This is a genomic window from Streptomyces sp. RGM 3693, from assembly GCF_050471125.1.
GTDB lineage: Bacteria > Actinomycetota > Actinomycetes > Streptomycetales > Streptomycetaceae > Streptomyces.
The window spans coordinates 810,720-832,495 of the sequence record NZ_JBMPPQ010000001.1; the positions used below are offsets into that span (position 1 = coordinate 810,720).

Annotated in this window: 15 protein-coding genes and 1 tRNA gene; 12 read left to right on the plus strand and 4 right to left on the minus strand. The window is 72.0% G+C overall.

Annotation, left to right across the window (positions count from 1 at the left end):
* Window positions 1-272: 272 nt before the first annotated feature.
* A tRNA-Asp gene (locus ACO0M4_RS03435) sits at window positions 273-343 on the minus strand.
* Window positions 344-696: 353 nt separating this feature from the next.
* Here ACO0M4_RS03435 and ACO0M4_RS03440 point away from each other — a divergent pair.
* The 5 genes from ACO0M4_RS03440 (at window position 697) to ACO0M4_RS03460 (ending at window position 7,958) form a co-directional block, all read left to right on the plus strand.
* Window positions 697-873 (plus strand): hypothetical protein, encoded by a 177-nt coding sequence (locus ACO0M4_RS03440; protein ID WP_430371423.1) that lies wholly within the window; start codon window positions 697-699, stop codon window positions 871-873.
* 353 nt (window positions 874-1,226) lie between these two features.
* Window positions 1,227-3,422, plus strand: coding sequence for an MMPL family transporter (locus tag ACO0M4_RS03445; RefSeq protein ID WP_430368119.1), 2,196 nt, complete (start codon window positions 1,227-1,229; stop codon window positions 3,420-3,422).
* A gap of 66 nt (window positions 3,423-3,488) precedes the next feature.
* The gene (locus tag ACO0M4_RS03450) at window positions 3,489-4,268 is read left to right on the plus strand and encodes a hypothetical protein (RefSeq protein ID WP_430368121.1); all 780 of its coding nucleotides are present in this window, start codon (window positions 3,489-3,491) and stop codon (window positions 4,266-4,268) included.
* A gap of 254 nt (window positions 4,269-4,522) precedes the next feature.
* Window positions 4,523-4,711: a hypothetical protein gene (locus ACO0M4_RS03455; protein WP_430368123.1), complete on the plus strand. Its 189-nt coding sequence runs from the start codon at window positions 4,523-4,525 to the stop codon at window positions 4,709-4,711.
* A gap of 88 nt (window positions 4,712-4,799) precedes the next feature.
* Complete coding sequence (locus ACO0M4_RS03460; RefSeq protein WP_430371226.1) at window positions 4,800-7,958, plus strand: helix-turn-helix transcriptional regulator; 3,159 nt, start codon at window positions 4,800-4,802, stop codon at window positions 7,956-7,958.
* Window positions 7,959-7,971: 13 nt separating this feature from the next.
* Here ACO0M4_RS03460 and ACO0M4_RS03465 read toward each other — a convergent pair whose 3' ends face one another.
* The 3 genes from ACO0M4_RS03465 to ACO0M4_RS03475 all read right to left on the minus strand — a co-directional run bounded on the left by ACO0M4_RS03465 (window position 7,972) and on the right by ACO0M4_RS03475 (window position 10,713).
* Window positions 7,972-8,202 (minus strand): DUF6191 domain-containing protein, encoded by a 231-nt coding sequence (locus ACO0M4_RS03465; protein WP_430368124.1) that lies wholly within the window; start codon window positions 8,200-8,202, stop codon window positions 7,972-7,974.
* A 71-nt stretch (window positions 8,203-8,273) separates the two neighbouring features.
* On the minus strand, window positions 8,274-9,449 hold the full coding sequence (locus ACO0M4_RS03470; RefSeq protein WP_430368126.1) for a PQQ-dependent sugar dehydrogenase: 1,176 nt from the start codon (window positions 9,447-9,449) through the stop codon (window positions 8,274-8,276).
* 223 nt (window positions 9,450-9,672) lie between these two features.
* Entirely contained in the window at window positions 9,673-10,713 is a 1,041-nt protein-coding gene (locus tag ACO0M4_RS03475) for an aldo/keto reductase (RefSeq protein ID WP_430368128.1), read from the minus strand.
* 89 nt (window positions 10,714-10,802) lie between these two features.
* On the opposite strand from ACO0M4_RS03475, the gene ACO0M4_RS03480 reads away from it, so the two are divergent.
* The 7 genes from ACO0M4_RS03480 (at window position 10,803) to ACO0M4_RS03510 (ending at window position 21,753) form a co-directional block, all read left to right on the plus strand.
* Window positions 10,803-11,795: a 2-hydroxyacid dehydrogenase gene (locus ACO0M4_RS03480; RefSeq protein ID WP_430368130.1), complete on the plus strand. Its 993-nt coding sequence runs from the start codon at window positions 10,803-10,805 to the stop codon at window positions 11,793-11,795.
* Window positions 11,796-12,067: 272 nt separating this feature from the next.
* Window positions 12,068-14,986, plus strand: coding sequence for a putative bifunctional diguanylate cyclase/phosphodiesterase (locus tag ACO0M4_RS03485; protein WP_430368132.1), 2,919 nt, complete (start codon window positions 12,068-12,070; stop codon window positions 14,984-14,986).
* Window positions 14,987-15,193: 207 nt separating this feature from the next.
* Entirely contained in the window at window positions 15,194-17,053 is a 1,860-nt protein-coding gene (locus tag ACO0M4_RS03490; RefSeq protein WP_430368133.1) for an acetolactate synthase large subunit, read from the plus strand.
* A gap of 41 nt (window positions 17,054-17,094) precedes the next feature.
* On the plus strand, window positions 17,095-17,619 hold the full coding sequence (gene ilvN / locus ACO0M4_RS03495) for an acetolactate synthase small subunit (RefSeq protein ID WP_016575311.1): 525 nt from the start codon (window positions 17,095-17,097) through the stop codon (window positions 17,617-17,619).
* Window positions 17,620-17,720: 101 nt separating this feature from the next.
* Window positions 17,721-18,719, plus strand: a complete 999-nt coding sequence (gene ilvC, locus ACO0M4_RS03500) for a ketol-acid reductoisomerase (protein WP_430368134.1) — start codon at window positions 17,721-17,723, stop codon at window positions 18,717-18,719.
* 295 nt (window positions 18,720-19,014) lie between these two features.
* Window positions 19,015-20,637 carry a phosphoglycerate dehydrogenase gene (gene serA / locus ACO0M4_RS03505; protein ID WP_430368135.1) on the plus strand — a complete coding sequence of 541 codons (1,623 nt, stop codon included), beginning with the start codon at window positions 19,015-19,017 and terminating at the stop codon, window positions 20,635-20,637.
* Window positions 20,638-20,934: 297 nt separating this feature from the next.
* Window positions 20,935-21,753, plus strand: a complete 819-nt coding sequence (locus tag ACO0M4_RS03510) for a PRC-barrel domain-containing protein (RefSeq protein ID WP_430368136.1) — start codon at window positions 20,935-20,937, stop codon at window positions 21,751-21,753.
* The last annotated feature ends 23 nt before the right edge of the window (window positions 21,754-21,776 follow it).

Below are 21,776 nucleotides of genomic sequence, written 5' to 3' on the forward strand. Positions count from 1 at the left end.
CCGCACGGGGCAGGGCCCGGACCGCGACGCGGTCCGGGCCCTGCTGCCGTATCGGGGCTCTGCTGCCGTACCGGGCGCGGCCGGTCCCGCTCAGCTCTCGGCCGACCACCCGGGGCAGCCGCAGATTCAGCAGCCCCGTCACCGCCACCACCCCGAGCTGCACCAGCAGCGTCACGGAGAGACGACGGACCGGCCAGTCCGCCGGAAGGCGGGAACGTCGATCGCTGCCATGCCAGGCCACACAGCCCCCAAGATGGAATGCGTTTCGTCAGCGACCCCGGCCGGAATCGAACCGGCGGTCACCCGGTCGACAATCGGGCGCTCTCCCGCTGAGCTACGGGCCAGGCGCTCAACTCCCGCGCGGCATCCCGAAAGAGAACGGGGCACGCGGGAGAAGCTGAACGGGCGCGACACTCACGCCGCCACGTCGGACGCTGGAGTCCACGGCACGGGCCCGCCTTCATATGCATTAACTGGGGGCCGTGACACCCTCGTTCGCCAGGCGGTGGGCCGACCGCTCACCCAGGGGCCAATTAACTGCCCTTTGCTTCTTCTTTCTCATACGCGTAAGAGAAAAGAGGGCGCCAGGGACAGCTTTTGTGCCCTCAACACGTTCAATCCGTCACCCCTCCGCCCATGTGGCGGCAACGCGAAGTGAGGGAGCCGCACCCTTGGCGGGGGCGACTCCCTCATGAAGTGGCGTGGGTCTCAGTGCTGCACGTGGTCCAGGATCACGCCCGCCGCACCGTCGCGCACGCCGCCGGCGACGCGCACGGCTGGTACGACCTGGAGCTGAAGACCGCCGAGGACGGCTCCTTCCGCCGTCGACTGAAGGGGCACGTGGAGAACGGCAAGGAGTCGATCACCGGGTGAGGCGCGGGCCGGGCCGGGGGAGCGGACCAAAGGCGAATGGAACGAAGGATAGAAAGTCCGTTAAGGGGCTTTTGGTGGGCATAACCGCCCGATAAATGGGCCGGGTTGCCTCCGTCGTCGTCTCTGTGGGGAAGTCCACAAAGGGGACAAAGGATCTTTTCGGGCTGACACTCTGCACTCGGAAGCGGGACCGTCGTGCCGGTATCGGCCGCGGTGGCCCCCGCGCCAGCCCCCGTTCTCCCACCCGTCCCGCCCCGTTCCGCCCTCTTCCTCCCCTTTTTCCCCGCCCCGTCAGTCCGCGTTCGGCACCACCCGCTCCCGGGAGATATCGGCGCACGACCCGGAAGCAGCCCGTGACCGCTCTGGCTCGCTGGTGCCTCAGGCGCCGCCTCGTGGTGATCCTCCTCTGGCTCGCCGCCTTCACTGGGACGGCCGTCGCCGCGGGCGTGGCCGGCAGCGCCTACTCCACCGACTACGCGGTCCCCGGCACCGAATCCGGGCAGGCCGGAGCCCTGCTGGCCAAGGCGTTCCCGGACGGCGCTGGCGACACCGACACCATCGTCTGGCACACCGACGCCGGCACCGTCCGCTCCACCGCGGTCCGCACGACCATGGCGCACACGCTCGCCGAGGTCGGCCGGCTGCCCGGCGTCGCCGAGGTCAAGAGCCCCTACGGCCAGGGTGGCGCCGGGCAGATCAGCCACGACGGGCGCACCGCCTATGCCTCGGTGACCTTCCGCAGCTCGCCCGGCGACCTGCCCGCGGCCCAGGCCCGCGCGGTCGTCAGCACCGCCCGGGCCGCGGCCGGGAACGGACTCCAGGTCGAGCTGGGCGGCAGCGGCGTCGCCCTCACCCAGGCGCCGCACGAAGGGCTGCCGGAGATCATCGGGCTGGCCGCGGCGGCCGTGGTGCTCTTCCTCGCCTTCGGGTCGCTCGCCGCGACCCTGCTGCCGATCATCACCGCGCTGGCCGCCGTCGGCACCGCCGCCGCCGGGATCAGCCTGCTCGGCCACGCCATGACGGTCGCCGACTTCGCCCCGATGCTGGGCATGCTGATCGGCCTCGGCGTGGGCATCGACTACGCGCTCTTCATCGTCACCCGGCACCGCAAGGGGCTGCGCGCCGGACTCTCCGTCCAGGAGTCCGCCGAACGCGCGGTGACGGTGTCCGGGCGGGCGGTGGTCTTCGCCGGAGCCACCGTCTGCATCGCCCTGCTCGGCATGCTCACCCTGCGGCTGGGCTTCCTCAACGGGGTCGCGCTGGCCGCCTCGCTCACCGTCGTCCTCACCGTCGCCGCCGCCATCACCCTGCTGCCCGCCCTGCTCGGCGTGATCGGGACCCGTGCCCTGAGCCGCCGCGAGCGCCGCCGGCTGGCCACCGAGGGGCCGCGGCCCGACCCGGGTACCGGCCCGGCCGCCCGCTGGGCCGGCTTCGTCGAACGCCACCCGAAGTTGCTCGGCGCCGCCGCGGCCGCCGTGATGCTCACCCTCGCGCTCCCCACCCTCGGACTCCACCTCGGCACCTCCGACCAGGGCAACGACCCGGCCACCGCCACCACCCGCAAGGCGTACGACCTGCTGGCGGACGGCTTCGGGCCGGGCTTCAACGGGCCGCTGACGCTGGTCGGTTCGCTCGACGGCGCCACCGACCGGCTCGCCTTCGACAGGCTCCCGCACACCCTCCGGGACACCCCCGGCGTGGCCCGGGTCAGCGGCCCGGAGTTCGACGGCGGCCACGCCACCGGCGTGATCACCGTCGTACCGGACAGCTCCCCGCAGTCCCAACGGACCTCCGACCTCGTCGACCGGCTGCGCACCGAGGTGCTGCCGGGCGCGGCGGACGGCACCACGCTGAAGGTGCGGGTCGGCGGGGTCACCGCCGGCTACGACGACTTCGCCGACGTCATCATCGGCAAACTGCCGCTCTTCATGGGCGCCGTCATCGGCCTCGGCTCCGTCCTGCTGCTGCTCGCCTTCCGCAGCATCGGCATCCCCCTGAAGGCCGCGCTGATGAACCTCGCCGCGGTCGCCGCGTCCTTCGGGATCGTCGTCGCGGTCTTCCAGTGGGGGTGGGGGAGCGAGGCGCTGGGCCTGGGCAGCGCCGGCCCCATCGAGCCGTTCCTCCCGGTCATCATGGTCTCGGTGCTCTTCGGGCTCTCCATGGACTACCAGGTCTTCCTGGTCAGCCGGATGTACGAGGAATGGCAGCGGACGGGCGACAACCGGCGGTCCGTACGGGTCGGGCTCGCCGAGACCAGCCGGGTGATCAACTCGGCCGCGGTGATCATGATCGCGGTCTTCGGGGCGTTCGTCCTCAGCGGCGACCGGATCATCGCGATGTTCGGCATCGGCCTCGCCGCGGCCGTCGCCCTGGACGCCTTCGTCCTCCGTACGCTGCTGGTCCCGGCCCTGATGCACCTCCTGGGCGGCGCCAACTGGTGGCTGCCGGCCTGGCTGGAACGCCGGCTGCCGCGACTGAGCATCGAACCGCCGGCGGAATCCGCCGCGCCCGCGCCCCCGGTGGACGACCGGCCACGGGTGCAGGTCTGACGCCCGGGGCAGGGCAGCGCACCGGCTCTCATCGGACTCTCAGATCCGACACCTACGGTCGCGCCCATGGGAACGACGACCGACAAGCGAACCGATGACGCGACGACCGATGACGTGAAGACCGACACGGTGCAGGCCGACGACGTGAAGACCGACGCCGCGAAGGTCGACGCCGCGAAGGTCGACGCCGCGAAGGTCGACGCCGTGAAGTCCGGTGCGGCGACGAAGGGCGCCACGGACGGCACCGAGGAAACGGGGAAGATCGACGAAACGGGGAAGGCCGGGGAAACGGCCACGAAGGGGGAAGCGGCCAAGGGTGAGTCCCGGTCCGGCGCCGAGTCGGATGCCGTGTCGGATGCGGAGCCCGACGCCGAGTCCGACGCCAAGTCCGATGCCGAGTACGACGCCGAGTACGACGTCGACGAGGACGCCCCGGAGGAGCCCGCCCCGGCCGCCCCGTCCGGTGCGGCCGCCGGCGCCGGTGCCGTGGTCGCCGCCGGCCTCGGCCTGGCCTCCGTCACCGGCACCTGGCTGAGCACCCTGCTCGCCGAACGGCAGACCCTGCTGGGCCAGATCAAGCTCCAGTCCGGCAAGGCCACCGACCAGATCGCCGCCGTCTACGGCGCGCCCTGGCACACCACCGCCCTGGTCAACGGGGTGTTCGCGGTGCTCGCCATGCTCGTCGCCGCGGTGGTGCTGACCGGCCGACGCCCCACCTGGGTGCGGGCCGTCGCCTGGGGCGGGCTGGTGCTCGGCCTGCTCGGGTTGATCATCTCGGCGGGCATGTACCTCGACCTGTTCGCCAGCATGCCCAGCATCCCTAAGGCGCCCGGCGGCGGCGCCTGAGCCCCTCCTGAGGACAGCGGCGGGCGCGCCTAAGGCTCCTCGCGCGTGGTGGAGCAGATCTAAGGCCCACCGGGCCCGGGGCGCGCGTTTCTAAGCCCCCGGCCGCCCGCCGCCCCGGTTTCCGGGCCCCGTACCGGCCCGGAGATCGGGAACTCTCCCGATGTGGCGGACCCCCCTTGGCGACGAGAGTGGAGGCCATCGGCGCCCGGTGATCGACCGGGCGGCACCACCGCCTCACCCCAAGGGGAGACACCATGTACGCCTCCGAACTTCAGCTCCGGGTCCGCTACGAGGAACTGCGCCGCGAGGCCGACCGCCGCCGTCTGGTGCGCGAGGCCACCGCAGGGGCGCGGGACGCCGCCCACTCCGGGAGCGACGATCCCGAAGGGCGGGTGAGTACGGTCCGAGCCGGGCGGGGGCGCGTACGGCGCGCCGCCGTCTGATCCACCGGAGAGGCCCGAGGCCGTGCGGACCAGCGGAGACGTCCCCGGTGTGCCGGACACCACTGCCGGAGTGTCGGACCCCTGTGCGATGCTCGGCACCGTGGAGAGCAGACCCATCAGTCCCGTTTTCGTCGGCCGCGCGGCCGAACTCACCGCGCTGGGCGACGCGCTGACGCGGGTCGCCGCGTCCCGCGAGCCCCAGGCCCTGCTGATCGGCGGCGAGGCGGGGGTCGGCAAGACCCGCCTCATCGAGGAGTTCTGCGAGACGGCCCGCGGCAGCGGCGCGCAGGTCGCGCTCGGCGGCTGCATCGAAATCGGCTCCGAGGGCCTGCCGTTCGCCCCGTTCTCCTCGATCCTGCACACCCTCAACGCCCACCTACGGGACGAACTGGCCGCCGCCGTCTGCGGCCAGGAGGGCGAATTGGCCCGCATCCTCCCGGAATTGGGCGAGACCGCGGGGGAGATCCGGGGCGAGGAGGTCGGCCGGGCCCGACTCTTCGAGCTGACCGCCCGCCTCCTGGAGCGGCTCGCCGCCCACCGCACCCTCGTCATCGTCGTCGAGGACCTGCACTGGGCCGACCGCTCCACCCGCGAGCTGCTCGCCTACCTCCTGCGCACCCTCCACGACGCCAGCATCCTCCTGGTCGCCACCTACCGCTCCGACGACATCCACCGCCGCCACCCGCTGCGCCCCTTCCTCGCCGAGATCGACCGGATGCGCACCGTCCGCCGCATCGAGCTGAACCGCTTCAACCGCGACGAGGTCCGCTCCCAGATCGCCGGGATCCAGGGCAGCGAGCCCGAAGAGAACACCGTCGACCGGGTCTTCAAGCGCTCCGAGGGCAATGCCTTCTTCGTCGAGGAGCTGGCCCGCAGCCTCGCCGACGGCTGCCTCCACGGCCTCAGCGACCCGCTGCGAGACCTGCTGCTGGTGCGCGTCGAGGCGCTCCCCGAGGACGCCCAGCGGGTGGTGCGGATCGCCGCCGAAGGCGGCTCCACCGTCGAGCACGAACTCCTCGCCGCCGTCTGCCAGATGCCCGAGGACGACCTCATCGAGGCGCTCCGGGCCGCCGTCGGCAGCAACGCCCTCGTCCCCACCCAGGACGGCACCGGTTACCGCTTCCGGCACGCCCTGGTCCGCGAGGCCGTCGTCGACGACCTGCTGCCCGGCGAGCGCACCCGCCTCAACCGCCGCTACGCACAAGCCCTGGAGGCCGACCCCACACTGGTCCGTTCCGAGGTCTGCGCCACCCGCCTCGCCAGCTACTGGTACAAGGCCCATGACGCCGCCAAGGCGCTGCCCGCCGTCCTCGCCGCCTCCGTCCAGGCCCGCCGCCGCCACGCCTACGCCGAGCAACTGCGGCTGCTGGACCGCGCCCTGGAGCTGTGGGACGACGCCCCGCCGGAGGTCCGCCAGGGCGTGCGCCCGGTTGACTACGCCGAGGGGTACCCGGCCTGCGGCTGCGACGACGAGGCCCTCCGCTTCCTCGACCTGCTCGCCGAGATCGCGGTGGCCGCCCGGCTGTCCGGCGACAGCGAGCGCGCCTTCATGATCACCAAGCGGGCGCTGCGCTGGCTCCGCACCGAGAACGACCCGCCCCCGGGCTCCCCACACGGTTCGAGCAGCGGGGACCCCCTGCGCACCGCCTGGTTCCTGGTGCAGCGCTCCCGGCTCTGTCAGGGCACCGGCCGCGGCAACGGCTGGGAGGACCTGGACAAGGCCCAGGAACTGATGCGCGGGCTGCCGCCGTCCTCCGTGCACGCCACCGTCACGGCCGCCGTCGCCAGCTGGCAGATGCTCCACGAACCAGGCCCCGACACCTTCACCACCGCCGAACGAGCCGTGGAGCTGGCCCGGTTGGTGGGCGACGAGGAGGCCGAGCTCAATTCCCGGGTGACGCTGGCCGGACTACGGGTGGACGCCGGTGACGTCGAGGCGGGCCTCGACGAATTCCGCACCGTCCTCGACCGGGTCGTGGAGCGCGGCTACTTCGCCGTCATCGGCCGCGGCCACATCAACCTCCCCGGCACCCTGGAAGGCGTCGGCCGCTCCCGCGAAGCCGTGGCGGTCACCGACCGGGGCACCGAGCTCACCACCCGCTACGGCCTCAAGAACGCCACCAGCTGGGTACTGAGCAACCGCTCCGAATCGCTCCAGTCGCTCGGCCGCTGGACGGAGGCCGGTCAGGCCGCCGTCGACGCCCGCCGCCTCGCCCAGAACTCCCTCGCCCTGGCCATGGCCGCCAGCCGCCTCACCGCCCTCGCCCTGGACGCCGGCGACCTCGCCACCGCCGAGCGCGAACTGGCCGTCGCCCAGGAGCACTACGGCACCCACGACCCGCAGCAGCAGCACGCCCTCCCCATGGCCCGGCACGCCCTGCGACTGGCTGCCCGCCAGGGCCGGATCCTGGACGTCCGCGCCATCCTCGTCCAGGCCGTACGGGACACCGGCTTCGCCCCCGGCCTGCACCGCTACGCCTGGCCGCTCCTGTGGTCGGCGACCACCGCCGAGGCGGACGCCCGCGGGCTGCCCACCGCCGGTCCCGGCCGGCCCGAGATCCTCGCCCGCATCCGCGACGCCGCCAAGCGACTGGCCCGGCTCTCCCCGGTGTGGGACGCCCACGGTGCGGCGGTCGAGGCCGAACTCCGCCGCGCCGAGGGCCGGGAGTCCCCCGACGCCTGGGCCGAGGCGGTCGCCGCCTTCGAGTCGCTGGACCGGCCGCACGAGCTGGCCTGGTGCTGCCGCCGCTGGGCCGAGTCGCTGCTGCACGGCACCGAGCGCGCCACCCTCGGCCTCAACGGCCGTACCCCGCGCGAGGCCGCCGTGCTGCTGCTCGGCCAGGCGCACACCGCCGCCGTGGACATGGGCGCCCAGCCACTGATCGGCGAACTCGAACTCCTCGCCCAGCGCGCCCGGATACCCCTCGCCGGCCAGCCGGCACCCCCTACGGCCGGCCCCGCGGCCGGCTCACCGCCGCCCGCCGCCCCCGCCGAGTCCCTGGGGCTGACCCCCCGCGAACGGGACGTGCTCCGCCTCGTCGCCGACGGCCGCAGCAACCGCCAGATCGCCGACACGCTGTTCATCTCGCCGAAGACCGCCAGCGTCCACGTCTCCAACATCCTCGCCAAGCTGGGCGTCTCCGGGCGCGGGGAGGCGGGCGCGGTCGCCCACCGGCTGCGGTTGTTCGTCGAGCCGCCGCCGAGCGCCGAGCCGATGCCGAGCAAGGAGCCGGCCTCGTCCAAGTAGGTCTACTAGGCGATCAGTTGCCCGCGACGGGCCCTTCCGGCGCGGGCGGCTCCGCCTCCTGCTGCGGCCGGACGACCACGACCCCGGACGCCAGGTCTATCGGCCCCTTCCCGGGGTCCCCGTCGCCGACGTCGTCCACCACCAGCGTCATCCGCTGGCGCTCCTCGTCGGTGTGCTTACGGCCGGGCGCGAACAGTTCTTCCACGACGTTGAACACGGTGCCCCCTTCGGCGCGATCACTCATGGATCCACCCGTCCCCGACACCGAGTCTAAGCAGACCGCCCACAAAGGAGGGCCAAAGAGGAGCAGGGGGCTCAGCTCACCACCAGGCGGAGAATCCGGTCATCTCCCTTGCGGGGCCGGCCCCGGCCGTCCGTGTTGCTGGTGACCAGCCACAACGCCCCGTCGTCGGCCGCCACCACGGTCCGCAGCCGCCCGTACTCGCCGGTGAGGAACGCCTGCGGCGCGGCCACGGGCTCCGTCCCGTTCAGCGGGATCCGCCACAGCCGCTCGCCGCGCAGCGACGCCATCCACAGCGAGCCCTTGGCGTACGCGAGCCCGCTGGGCGAGGCGTCCGCTGGCTTCCACACCAGCACCGGATCGGCGTACCCCGGGGGCACGGCCCCGCCCTTCCGCTTCCCCTCGACCTGCGGCCAGCCGTAGTTCCGACCCGGCTCGATCAGATTGAGCTCGTCCCAGGTGTCCTGCCCGAACTCCGAGGCCCACAGCCGCTTTCCGGCGTCCCAGGCGAGCCCCTCGACGTTGCGGTGCCCGCAGTCGTACACCACCGAGTCCGGCTCCGGGTTGCCGTGCACCGGCTCGCCGTCCGGGGTCATCCGCAGGATCTTCCCGGCCGGGGACTTCTTGTCCTGGGCCAGCGCCTTGTCGCCGGTCTCGCCGGTGCTCGCGTAGAGCATCCGGTCCGGTCCGAAGGCGAGCCGCCCGCCGTTGTGGAACCGGCCCTTGGGGATGCCCTTGAAGATGGTGTTGGGGGCGCCCAGCTGGTTGCCCGCATCCCGCCGCTCGTCGTAGATCATGCGCGCGATGCGGTTGTCGGACGCGGTGGTGAAGTACGCGTACACCTGGTGGTCGGTGCCGAACGACGAGGACACCGCGAGCCCCAGCAGCCCGCCCTCGCCCCCCGGCGCCACCCCCGGGACCGACCCCACGTCGGTGACCTTCCCGCCGTGCGCGGCCACCCGCACGATCCGCCCGGTGTCCCGCTCACCGACCAGCAGATCCCCGCCCGGCAGCGCCGCCACGCCCCACGGCGACTTCAGCCCCGTGGCGAGCGTCCCGGTCACCCGCACCGTTCCCTTGGCGGACGGCACCACAGCGGACGCCGACGGGCTCGGCGAGGGCGCCCCGGTCCGCCTGACCGGCCCGCCGGCCCCCGCACCCCCCGCCGCCGACCCCCCACCGGACGAACACCCCGCCGCCAAGAACAGGCAGGCGGCAGCCAACACGGCAGTGCGGGAACGACGTTGCACAGCAGGAGTCCTCTCGTCGACGGGCGGAACCAGAACACCACACCGACCCGCACCACCCCACTCACCCAACCCCCCACCGCCCCGGCACCGCAGCCGAACAGCCCCCCGCCGCAGGCGCAGAAGACGAACCCCTACGTCGGGAAAGCCGACGTGAGAGCAGCCGACCGCAGGCCCACGTGGGGAAACCCGACTACGCGGGACGCAGCCGGCCGCAGGCCCACGTTCAGTACCAGGACTCCCGCGCCGGCGGCAGCGTGGCGATCTCCCGCAGGTCCTCGGGGGCGAGCACCAGATCCGCCGCCTTGGCGTTCTGCACCGCCCAGCGCTCCTTCTTCGTACCGGGGACGGGGACCACGTGGCGCCCCTGGGCCAGCACCCAGGCCAGCGCCACCTGCCCGGGAGCGACCCCGTAGCGGGCGCCGACCCGGCGTAGTCCGGCCACCACCGGCTGGTTGGCGGCCATCATCTCGGCGGTGAAACGCGGGTGTCGGGCCCGTATGTCCTCCGGCTCGAAGCCCTGCCCCGGGGTGAGAGTGCCGGTCAGGAAGCCGTTGCCCAGCGGCATCGCAGCCAGAAACCCCACCCCGCGCGACTCGCACCACGGCAGCAGCTCCGCCAGCGCCTCCGGCGACCACACCGACAGCTCCGCCTGCACACTGCTCACCGGGAACACCTGCTGGACGCGCTCCAGTTGGCGCAGCGTGCCGGCGTGCATTCCCGAGCCTGGCAGTCCCCGGCCACCGGGGGAGACCCGCCCCGCCCGGAGGGTGCGCGGCGTCCGGGCGGCGCGCGCCCCCACCGCGGACAGTCCCAGCGCCCGCACCTTCCCGGCCGCCACCAACTGCGCCATCGCCCCCCAGGTCTCCTCGATGGGCACCTCGGGGTCCGCGCGGTGCAGTTGGTAGAGGTCGATGTGGTCGGTCTGGAGCCGCCGCAGCGAGGCGTCGCAGGCACGCTTGATGTAGCCGGGTCGCCCGTTGGCGACGATGTGCTGGTCGCCGGCGAGCAGCCCGCACTTGGTCGAGACGAAGGCGTCCTGCCGCCGTTCCTTGAGCACCCGCCCCACCAACAGCTCGTTGGTGAACGGGCCGTACATGTCGGCGGTGTCCAGCAGGCTGCACCCCCGGTCGAGCGCGGCGTGCAGCGCCCGCACCGACCCCTCCCCGTTGCGCTGCGACGCGCTGTACCCCCAGCTCATCGGCATGCAGCCGAGGCCGATCGCGCCCACCTCCAGGGCCGCCGCGCCGATTGTCCTGCGCTCCACCTGGTCGTGCCTCCGTCCCCTCGCCCCCCGATCAAGGGCCAGACCAAACTAACGTCTGAACCAAACGTCTCTTCGCATAGCCTCGGGCCATGGCAACAGCAGAGCCGCACCCGGCCCCCGGCGACGTATGGCTTCCGATCCCGCCCGGCGAGATCGACGGCCTCCCTGATGGGTTCACCTACGTCCACTGGGACGCCGGTCCCGACTATCCGGCCGACCCCGCGCGGTGCGTCTTCTACGCCGTCCCGTACATGAAGCCCGCCGACATCTGTCTGCGCGCACTGTCGCGGATGAGCCGGGTGCGCGTGGTGCAGACCCTCACGGCCGGGGTCGATCACATGCTGCCGGGGCTGGACCGCCTGCCGCCCGGTGCCCAGTTGTGCAACGCCCACGGACTGCACGACGCCAGCACCGCCGAGCTGGCGCTCACCTTGACGCTGGCGGCGCTGCGCGGCGTCCCGAACTTCGTCCGAGCGCAGGACGCGGGCGAGTGGCGACCGGAGCTCCGACCTGCGCTCGCCGACAAGTCGGTCCTCATTGTGGGCTATGGTTCGATCGGCAGTGCCATCGAGGACCGGCTCATGCCTTTCGAATGCGCGCGGGTGATGCGCATCGCGCGCACCGCACGTGACACCGTGCGCGGTCCGGTGCATCCACTGTCCGAACTGTCCGCCCTCGTGCCCGCCGCGGACGTCGTCATCCTCGCCACGCCCCTCACCGAGCAGACACATGGCCTGGTCGGACGCGATTTCCTGGCCCGGATGAAGGACGGCGCACTCCTGGTGAACGTCGCTCGCGGAGCGATTGTCGACACCGCGGCGCTCCTCGCCGAACTGGAGTCGGGACGGCTCCGCGCCGCTCTCGACGTCACCGATCCGGAACCCCTGCCCGCCGGCCATCCGCTGTGGCACGCTCCCGGCGTGCTCATCACTCCACACGTCGGCGGCCCCAGTTCTGCCTTCCTGCCCCGTGCGAAGCGGCTGCTGCGCGGCCAGTTGGCGCTTTTCGCGGCCGGCGAGCCCGTCCGGCACGTCGTCGCCACCGCACCGGAATCCGCAGTGGATCGCTCTACGAGGCCGTAGGACTGCTCTCCGTATCCACAAATCCCTTGGTCGTTACGCTCCGTAGAGGCACTATGTCCCTGAGTGACGGATCTGGTGTATCGTCCCGAGCGGGGGCGCCGGGATCGTCACGGCGCGATACGAAAGATCCGGAACCGAGGGGGGCGACGGGCGATGTACTGCCGATGGATGATCCGTGAGACACGCGATCCACGAGCGCCCGCAGCAATGCCACCGGGGCCCCGCACGCACCGTTCCCGAAGCGGCCCGGCCCGGAAGAACGGGAGAGTCCGGTGAGCGCCCCGGGGGCCATGCTCTCCAGGTCGCCCGCGCAGGCCGGCGGTGCCCCGAGCCCTGTGCCGCAGGTCGCACTGGCCGTCGTCTGCGGCGGCTACGCCGTCGGCTCCGCGGTGGGTTGGGGCTCACCGCGGGTCGCCGTGATCATGGGGGACTTCGGGCTCAGCGTGGCCGCCCTCGTCGCCGCCGTCTCCTGCGGTCTGTACGCCCGTAGGTACGCCAGCCCCTTCCGTCCGGCCTGGGTGCTGTTCGCCCTGTCCTCCGGGATGGCCGGACTCGGCAACGGCGTCTGGGGCTGGTACGAGGTCGTCCAGGGCGCCGCCGTACCCAGCCCGTCCCTGGCCGACTTCTGCTTCCTGCTGTTCGCGCCGCCGGCCATCGTCGGCCTGCTGGTGCTCGCCAAGCGGCCGGTGACCAGGGCCGGTTGGGTCTGCCTCGGGCTCGACGCCTGGCTGATCGCCGGCTCGCTGCTGACCCTCTCCTGGAGCCTCGCGCTCGCGCACACCGCGCACTTCCAGGGCCGCACGGTCGCCCAGAGCGCCCTCTCGCTGGCCTATCCACTGCTGGACATCGTGCTGGTCAGCATGGTCCTGGCGCTGCACTTCCGGCGCTCCTCCATGCACCGCTCGGCGATCAACACCGCCATCGCCGCACTGGCGCTGACGGTGCTGTGCGACGCACTGTTCAGCTCCCCGCTGCTGCACGACCACTACCGCTCCGGCCAGATCCTGGACGCCGGCTGGTTCGCCGGTTCGATGCTCTTCGCGTACGCCCCGTGGGTGGGCCGGCGGTCCGGCGCGGAGCCCGTAGTGGAGGACCCCCGGCAGGCGGTGCGCCGCCCGCAGCCGCCCGGCAGCCGCCCCATCGCGGGCTCGCTGGCCGCCCTGACCCCGTATCTGGCGGCCGCCGTCTGCACCCTGGGCATCCTCACCAACGTCCTGGACGGGCGCCGCATCGACCGCGTGGTGCTCTTCACCGGCTGCGCGGTCGTCCTGGCCCTGGTCGTCCGGCAGGGCATCATGCTGCTCGACAACATCACCCTCACCCAGGAACTGGCGCAGAAGGAGAACCACTTCCGCTCCCTGGTGCAGGGCTCCAGCGACGTCATCATGATCGCCGCACCGACCGGGGTGCTGCGGTACGTGAGCCCCGCGGCCGCCGGGGTCTACGGACGCGACGCGGAGGAGCTGGTCGGCTCCGAGCTGGCCTCGCTGATCCACCCCGAGGACCTGGGCCGGGTGGTCCACGAGGTCCGCCGGTTCCTCGCCGCCTCGCCCGAGGCCGAGCCGACCACCCGGATCGAGTGCCGCTTCCGGGCCGGCGGACAGCGCGCCGGCGGCGATGGCTGGCTCAACGTCGAGTCCACGGTCAACCGCCACCACGGCGGCCTGATCTTCAACTCCCGCGACGTCACCGAGCGCGTCCGGCTCCAGGCCCAGCTCCAGCACAACGCCTCGCACGACGCGCTCACCGACCTGCCCAACCGCGCGCTGTTCACCGAACGGGTCACCAAGGCCGTCACCGGCCGCCGGTCCACCGACCATGACACCGCCGTGCTCTACATCGACCTCGACGGTTTCAAGCAGGTCAACGACACCATCGGCCACCAGGCGGGCGACGAGCTGCTGATCCAGGCGGCCCGCCGGCTCGCGGAATCGGTGCGGGCCGGCGACATAGCGGCCCGGCTCGGCGGCGACGAGTTCGCCGCGCTCATCACCGGCGACGGCACCCGCGACCACGCGGCCCGGGAGTTCCGCATCCTGGAGATCGCCGACCGGCTGCGGGTGCGGCTCTCCGAGCCGTACCGCATCGACGGTCGGGACGTCCGGGTCGCGGCCAGCATCGGCGTCGCCTTCGCCGAACCGGGCGTCAGCCCGGCGGGCCTGCTGCGCAACGCCGACCTGGCGATGTACCGCGCCAAGCAGGCCGGCAAGGGCCGGGTCGAGCTCTACGCCCCGCAGATGCAGGACGAGGTCGCGCACCGCGCCGAACTCGCCAGCAAGCTCCGCACCGCCCTCCAGGACGGCGAGTTCGCGTTGCTGCACCAGCCGGTGGTCGAGTTGGCCAGCGGCCGGATCACCGCGGTCGCCGCGCACGCCCGCTGGCGGTCCGCCGAAGGCATCCTCTTCACCCCAGCCGAGTTCCTCCGGGTCGGCGACCGCGGGCGGCTCACCGACGAGGGCGGCGAGCGCGCCGCCGAGCTGGGCCGCTGGCAGCTGGAGGAGGCCGTGGAGCAGGCCGCCGCGCGACACCGCGCCGGCCACCAGGTCCCGGTCGCGGTCCGGCTCTCCGCCCGGCGTCTGCTGGACCGCGCGCTGACCCCCAAGGCCATCGAGGCGCTGCTCGCCCGGCACGGCCTCCCCTCGGGCGCACTCGTCCTGGAACTGTCCGAAAGCGACCCCCGGATCCCGCTCGACGACCTGGAGCGCCGGCTGGTCGCGCTGCGCCGGTTGGGCGTACGGACCGCCCTGGACGGCTTCGGCAGCGGGTACGCCGCGATGAGCGCACTGCGTCGGCTCCCCATCGACGTCCTGCGGCTGGACCGCGGGCTGATCGACGGGGTGGTGGAGTCCGCCCGGCTGCACAAGATCACCGCCGGCCTGTTGCGGATCACCTCCGACCTCGGCATGCAGTCGGTCGCGGAGGGCGTCGACCTGCCCGAACAGGTGCTGGCGCTGCGCTCCATGGGGTGCACGCACGGCATGGGGCTGGCCTTCTCCGGACCGCTGGACGAGCCCCGGCTGCGGCGGGCGCTGACCCGCGGCAGCTACCCGGTGCCGGACCTGACCGGTCAGGGCCGGGCGGTGGTGCTCAGCGGCAGCCGACCGGCCCGGCACGGTGCGGCGCCCGGGCCGGAGGCGCTGGCGCATCCCCCGTTGCGCCCAAATAGTGAGACCTCCGTCCCACCCACTTGACACTCGGTGCGCGGGAGGGGGAGGGTCAGTGCCATGCGCACCCGAATTCTCGTACTTGGAAAGCGCGTCGGCTGAAGCTGGGCCCTGACGAACCCAGCTGACCACACCGACGCGCTCCCCTCGCTTGCCTCACGGCACGAGGGGTTTTTTGTTGCACAGCAACCTCACAAATCCCGTCAAAACCCTCAGCTTCGAGAAGAGACGCAGATGACCGAGCAGGCCAACGGGGCCCACCATCCGCAGCCGCGGACCCGTAACTCCGGCGGATCGCACCAGCCCGCGATCGTCGAGCACGTCACGGGCGCGCAGTCCCTCATTCGTTCGCTGGAGGAGGTCGGGGCCGACACCGTGTTCGGCATTCCCGGCGGTGCGATCCTGCCGGCGTACGACCCGATGATGGACTCCTCGAAGGTCCGGCACGTGCTGGTGCGGCACGAGCAGGGTGCGGGACACGCCGCCACCGGATACGCCCAGGCCACCGGCAAGGTCGGGGTCTGCATGGCGACGTCCGGGCCGGGCGCCACCAACCTGGTCACCCCGATCGCCGACGCGCACATGGACTCCGTCCCGCTGGTCGCGATCACCGGCCAGGTCTCGTCCAAGTCGATCGGCACGGACGCCTTCCAGGAGGCGGACATCTGCGGCATCACCATGCCGATCACCAAGCACAACTGGCTGGTCACCGACCCGGCCGACATCCCCAAGACGATCGCCGAGGCGTTCCACGTCGCCTCCACCGGCCGGCCCGGCCCGGTCCTGGTCGACATCGCCAAGGACGCCCTCCAGGCGCAGACCACCTTCGTCTGGCCGCCGCACACCGACCTGCCCGGCTACCGCCCGGTCACCAAGCCGCACGCCAAGCAGATCCGCGAGGCCGCCCGGCTGATCGTCGAGTCCAAGCGCCCGGTGCTCTACGTCGGCGGCGGTGTCCTGAAGGCCGGCGCCACCGCCGAGCTCAAGGTGCTCGCCGAGCTGACCGGCGCACCGGTCACCACCACCCTGATGGCGCTGGGCGCCTTCCCCGACAGCCACCCGCAGCACCTCGGCATGCCCGGCATGCACGGTGCGGTCACCGCCGTCGCCGCGCTCCAGAAGGCGGACCTGCTGATCACGCTCGGCGCCCGCTTCGACGACCGGGTCACCGGCAAGCTGGACTCGTTCGCCCCGTACGCCAAGGTCGTGCACGCCGACATCGACCCGGCGGAGATCGGCAAGAACCGCGCCGCGGACGTGCCGATCGTCGGGGACGCCCGCGAGGTCATCGCCGACCTGATCGTCGCGGTCCAGGCCGAGCACGCGGCCGGCCACCAGGGTGACTACAGCGCCTGGTGGAAGGACCTCAACCGCTGGCGCGAGACCTACCCGCTGGGCTACGACCTGCCGGACGACGGCAGCCTCTCGCCGCAGCAGGTCATCCAGCGGATCGGCAAGCTCGCCCCGGCGGACACGATCTTCGCCGCGGGCGTCGGCCAGCACCAGATGTGGGCCGCCCACTTCATCGACTACGAACAGCCCGCGACCTGGCTGAACTCCGGCGGCGCCGGCACCATGGGCTACGCCGTGCCCGCCGCGATGGGTGCCAAGGCCGGCCAGCCGGACCGTACGGTCTGGGCGATCGACGGTGACGGTTGCTTCCAGATGACCAATCAGGAACTGGTCACCTGCGCGCTGAACAACATCCCGATCAAGGTCGCGATCATCAACAACGGTGCGCTGGGCATGGTCCGCCAGTGGCAGACCCTCTTCTACAACCAGCGTTACTCCAACACCGTGCTGCACAGCGGCCCCGAGGCGGACGGCAAGCAGCCGAGCAAGGGCACCCGCATCCCGGACTTCGTCAAGCTGTCCGAGGCCATGGGCTGCGTGGCGCTGCGCTGTGAGGACCCGGCGGAGCTGGACGCGGTCATCGCCAAGGCCAACGCGATCAACGACCGCCCGGTCGTGGTCGATTTCATCGTCCACGAGGACGCCCAGGTGTGGCCGATGGTCGCCGCCGGTACCTCCAACGACGAGGTCATGGCCGCCCGGGGCGTCCGTCCCGACTTCGGCGACAACGAAGACGACTGAGCCAGGACGACACGGACGCACGGAAGAAGAGAGAAGACGACATGTCCAAGCACACGCTCTCCGTCCTGGTGGAGAACACCCCCGGCATCCTCGCCCGGATCGCCGCGCTGTTCTCCCGCCGCGGCTTCAACATCGACTCGCTGGCGGTCGGGGTCACCGAGCACCCCGACATCTCCCGCATCACCATCGTGGTCAGCGTCGAGTCGCTGCCGCTGGAGCAGGTCACCAAGCAGCTCAACAAGCTCGTCAACGTCCTGAAGATCGTCGAGTTGGAGCCCGGCTCGGCCATCCAGCGCGAACTGGTCCTGGTGAAGGTCCGCGCCGACAACGAGACCCGCTCGCAGATCGTCGAGATCGTCCAGCTCTTCCGCGCCAAGACCGTGGACGTTTCGCCGGACGCCGTCACCATCGAGGCCACCGGGTCCAGCGACAAGCTGGAGGCAATGCTCCGGATGCTGGAGCCGTTCGGCATCAAGGAGCTGGTGCAGTCCGGCACCATCGCCATAGGCCGTGGCGCCCGGTCCATCACCGACCGCTCGCTGCGCGCACTGGACCGTACGGCCTGATTCCCGCGGTCCGTTCGGACCGTATGGCGAGACCCCCCGACCTTCCCTTCCCCGCCCGACATACTGTGTGGGCACCCGCTAGATCCAAGGAGATACCCGAAGTGGCCGAGCTGTTCTACGACGACGACGCCGACCTGTCCATCATTCAGAACCGCAAGGTGGCGGTCATCGGCTACGGAAGCCAGGGGCACGCCCACGCGCTGTCCCTGCGCGACTCGGGCGTCGACGTGCGCGTCGGTCTGCACGAGGGCTCCAAGTCCAAGGCCAAGGCCGAGGAGCAGGGCCTGCGCGTGGTGACCCCCGCCGAGGCGTCCGCCGAGGCCGACGTCATCATGATCCTGGTGCCGGACCCGATCCAGGCCAAGGTCTACGAGGAGTCCATCAAGGACAACCTCAAGGACGGCGACGCGCTGTTCTTCGGGCACGGCCTGAACATCCGGTTCGGCTTCATCAAGGCCCCGGCCGGCGTGGACGTCTGCATGGTCGCCCCCAAGGGCCCGGGCCACCTGGTCCGTCGTCAGTACGAGGAGGGTCGCGGCGTGCCGTGCATCGCGGCCGTCGAACAGGACGCCTCCGGCAAGGCGTTCGAGCTGGCGCTCTCCTACGCCAAGGGCATCGGCGGCACCCGCGCCGGCGTCATCAAGACCACCTTCACCGAGGAGACCGAGACCGACCTGTTCGGTGAGCAGGCGGTCCTCTGCGGTGGCGCCTCGGCGCTGGTCAAGGCCGGCTTCGAGACCCTGGTCGAGGCGGGCTACCAGCCCGAGATCGCCTACTTCGAGTGCCTCCACGAGCTGAAGCTGATCGTGGACCTCATGTACGAGGGCGGCCTGGAGAAGATGCGCTGGTCGGTCTCCGAGACCGCCGAGTGGGGCGACTACGTCACCGGCCCGCGGATCATCACCGACGCCACCAAGGCCGAGATGAAGAAGGTGCTCGCCGAGATCCAGGACGGCACCTTCGCCAACAACTGGATGGCGGAGTACAACGCCGGCCTGCCGAAGTACAACGAGTACAAGAAGGCCGACGAGGACCACCTGCTGGAGACCACCGGCAAGAAGCTGCGCAAGCTGATGAGCTGGGTGGACGACGAGGCGTAAGCCCCGGGACAGGGGGCCGCGAAACCGCTCGCGGCCCCCTGCCTGTATGCGGCGGTGCCGCGTCCGCGCACGTCGCCGCACCACCTTGTCCACCGCGTAGAACCACGCATGGGTGATCCTTACGCTTCGGCACAGACCGCGCGGAGCGTCGCCACTACACTGCTCGTCACAAGCGCGTCAGGCTCACAGCGTCGTGCGTCTTCCACGCGGCTTTCCCCTACACCGCCTTCGGCCGTCGGGACGGCCGTCCTCCCCCACTGCCGTAAGGGCGTGGGAGGCACCCGCAGCGGACCAGATGAGGATTGAAGACCACGTGAGCACTGCCAACCCGGGTAAACCCGTTGTACTGATCGCCGAGGAACTGTCGCCGGCCACCGTCGACGCCCTCGGCCCGGACTTCGAGATCCGGCACTGCAACGGCGCCGACCGCGCCGAGCTGCTGCCCGCCATCGCCGACGTCGACGCCGTTCTCGTGCGCAGCGCGACGAAGATCGACGCCGAGGCGATCGCCGCCGCCAAGAAGCTGAAGGTCGTCGCCCGGGCCGGCGTGGGCCTGGACAACGTCGACGTCTCCGCCGCCACCAAGGCCGGCGTGATGGTCGTCAACGCCCCGACCTCCAACATCGTCACCGCCGCCGAGCTGGCCTGCGGTCTGCTGGTCGCCACCGCCCGCAACATCCCGCAGGCCAACACCGCGCTGAAGAACGGCGAGTGGAAGCGCAGCAAGTACACCGGCGTCGAGCTCAGCGAGAAGACCCTCGGTGTGGTCGGCCTGGGCCGGATCGGTGTCCTGGTCGCCCAGCGGATGTCCGCCTTCGGCATGAAGGTCGTGGCCTACGACCCCTACGTGCAGCCGGCCCGCGCCGCGCAGATGGGCGTCAAGCTGCTGACCCTGGACGAGCTGCTGGAGGTGTCGGACTTCATCACCGTCCACCTCCCCAAGACCCCCGAGACCCTCGGCCTGATCGGCGACGAGGCGCTGCACAAGGTCAAGCCGAGCGTCCGCGTCGTCAACGCCGCCCGCGGTGGGATCGTCGACGAGGAGGCGCTGGCCAGCGCGCTCAAGGAGGGCCGGGTGGCCGGCGCGGGCCTCGACGTGTACGCCGTCGAGCCCTGCACCGACTCGCCGCTCTTCGCGTTCGACCAGGTCGTGTGCACCCCGCACCTGGGCGCCTCGACGGGTGAGGCGCAGGAGAAGGCGGGTATCTCGGTCGCCAAGTCGGTGCGGCTGGCGCTCGCCGGTGAACTGGTGCCGGACGCGGTCAACGTTCAGGGCGGTGTGATCGCCGAGGACGTCAAGCCCGGGCTGCCGCTGGCCGAGCGGCTGGGCCGGATCTTCACCGCGCTGGCCGGCGAGGTCGCGCTGCGCCTCGACGTCGAGGTGTACGGCGAGATCACCCAGCACGACGTCAAGGTGCTCGAACTCTCCGCGCTCAAGGGCGTGTTCGAGGACGTCGTGGACGAGACGGTGTCCTACGTCAACGCCCCGCTGTTCGCGCAGGAGCGCGGCGTCGAGGTGCGGCTGACGACCAGCAGCGAGTCGCCCGAGCACCGCAACGTGGTGACCGTGCGCGGCACCCTCGCGGGCGGCGAGGAGGTGTCGATCTCCGGCACGCTCGCCGGGAACAAGAACGTCCAGAAGGTCGTGGCGGTCGGTGACCACTCCATCGACCTGGCGCTCGCCGACCACATGGCCTTCCTGCGCTACACCGACCGCCCCGGTGTCGTCGGCACCGTCGGCCGGATCCTGGGCGAGGCGGGCATCAACATCGGCGGGATGCAGGTCTCCCGGGCCGACGTCGGTGGTGAGGCGCTGGTCGCGCTCACGGTCGACGACACCATTCCGGCGAACGTGCTGGCGGAGATCTCCGACGAGATCGGCGCGACCTCGGTGCGCGCGGTGAACCTCACCCACTGAGCCACCGGTTCTCGCAGGTCAACGGGCCCGGTCCCCGCTTCGGCGGGGGCCGGGCCCGTGGCTGTTCGGGCCGGGCACCACGGGCGGTGCGGCCCCGGCGTCCGCGGTGGCTGATCCGTCAACGATTCACCCGGATGGCGTAGTGGGGGCGGGTGGTGGGCGGCCCCTCAGCGCCGCCGAGGCGCCGACGGGGCCCGGTGCCGCGGGGGCTGCCGAGTCGCTGGGGCGACGTTCGCGACGCGCAATGGGAACTGCGCGTGCCGTGGAGCGGGTGCGCGCGGAAGGAGGCAGGACGCCATGAACGCACCCCTGGGTGGCACGCCGCAGAGCCTGACCGGACTGCACGTGGTGGACGCGGAGGGCGCGAAGGTGGGTCTCGTCCAGCAGGTGTACCGGGACGACGCCACCAACGAGCCCGAGTGGATCACCGTGCGGACCGGGCTGTTCGGGATGAAGGAGAGCTTCGTGCCGCTGGCCGGAGCCCGGCGGACCGGCGACGAACTGCACGTCCCGCACACCAAGGCGACGATCAAGGAGGCGCCGAAGATCGACGCCGACGGCCATCTCGACCCGTCCGAGGAGGAGCGGCTCTACCGCCACTACGGGCTGATCCGGCCGGTGCCGACCGGGCCGACCGAGCCGACCGAGCCGCCTGGGACCACGGGGACGAGCGGGGTTACAGGGACGAGCGGGACCACGGGGGTGAGCGGGACCATGGGTACTGCCGGTACGAGTGAGGCGAGCGGAACGACGGGGACGACCGGTACGACGGGGCGGACGGCCGGCGGCGGTGCGGCCGGTGGTCGGGGGCGGGCGGCCGCGGAGCCCACCGTGCGGCACCGCACCCGGGCCGGCGCCGAACGCAACAAGCTGACCGATGCCCGGACCAGGGACGAGACCCGCCCGAGGGAGATGTCCCGCGGCGGCGCGGAACCGGAGACCGCCCGCGGCACCGAGGACACCCGCGAGACCGCGCGGCCCGAGGAGCACGTGGCGGGCGACACCGGGCGGCGCGGGGGCGGCGCCGAGGCCCGGGAGAAGGGGCGGGAGTCCGACGACGACCGAGGGAGTGGCCGAGACGAGCGCGGCGGGTCGGGAACGGGTCGGCAGCGCTGAGCGGGACGGACCAGCCGTGCGGC

Coding starts and splice junctions, on each gene's coding strand:
- ACO0M4_RS03450 (WP_430368121.1), top strand. CDS start 3,489: ATGGGAACGACGACCGACAAGCGAACCGATGACGCGACGACCGATGAC.
- ACO0M4_RS03455 (WP_430368123.1), top strand. CDS start 4,523: ATGTACGCCTCCGAACTTCAGCTCCGGGTCCGCTACGAGGAACTGCGC.
- ACO0M4_RS03460 (WP_430371226.1), top strand. CDS start 4,800: ATGCTCGGCACCGTGGAGAGCAGACCCATCAGTCCCGTTTTCGTCGGC.
- ACO0M4_RS03465 (WP_430368124.1), bottom strand. CDS start 8,202: ATGAGTGATCGCGCCGAAGGGGGCACCGTGTTCAACGTCGTGGAAGAA.
- ACO0M4_RS03480 (WP_430368130.1), top strand. CDS start 10,803: ATGGCAACAGCAGAGCCGCACCCGGCCCCCGGCGACGTATGGCTTCCG.
- ACO0M4_RS03490 (WP_430368133.1), top strand. CDS start 15,194: ATGACCGAGCAGGCCAACGGGGCCCACCATCCGCAGCCGCGGACCCGT.
- ilvN (WP_016575311.1), top strand. CDS start 17,095: ATGTCCAAGCACACGCTCTCCGTCCTGGTGGAGAACACCCCCGGCATC.
- serA (WP_430368135.1), top strand. CDS start 19,015: ATGAGGATTGAAGACCACGTGAGCACTGCCAACCCGGGTAAACCCGTT.
- ACO0M4_RS03510 (WP_430368136.1), top strand. CDS start 20,935: ATGAACGCACCCCTGGGTGGCACGCCGCAGAGCCTGACCGGACTGCAC.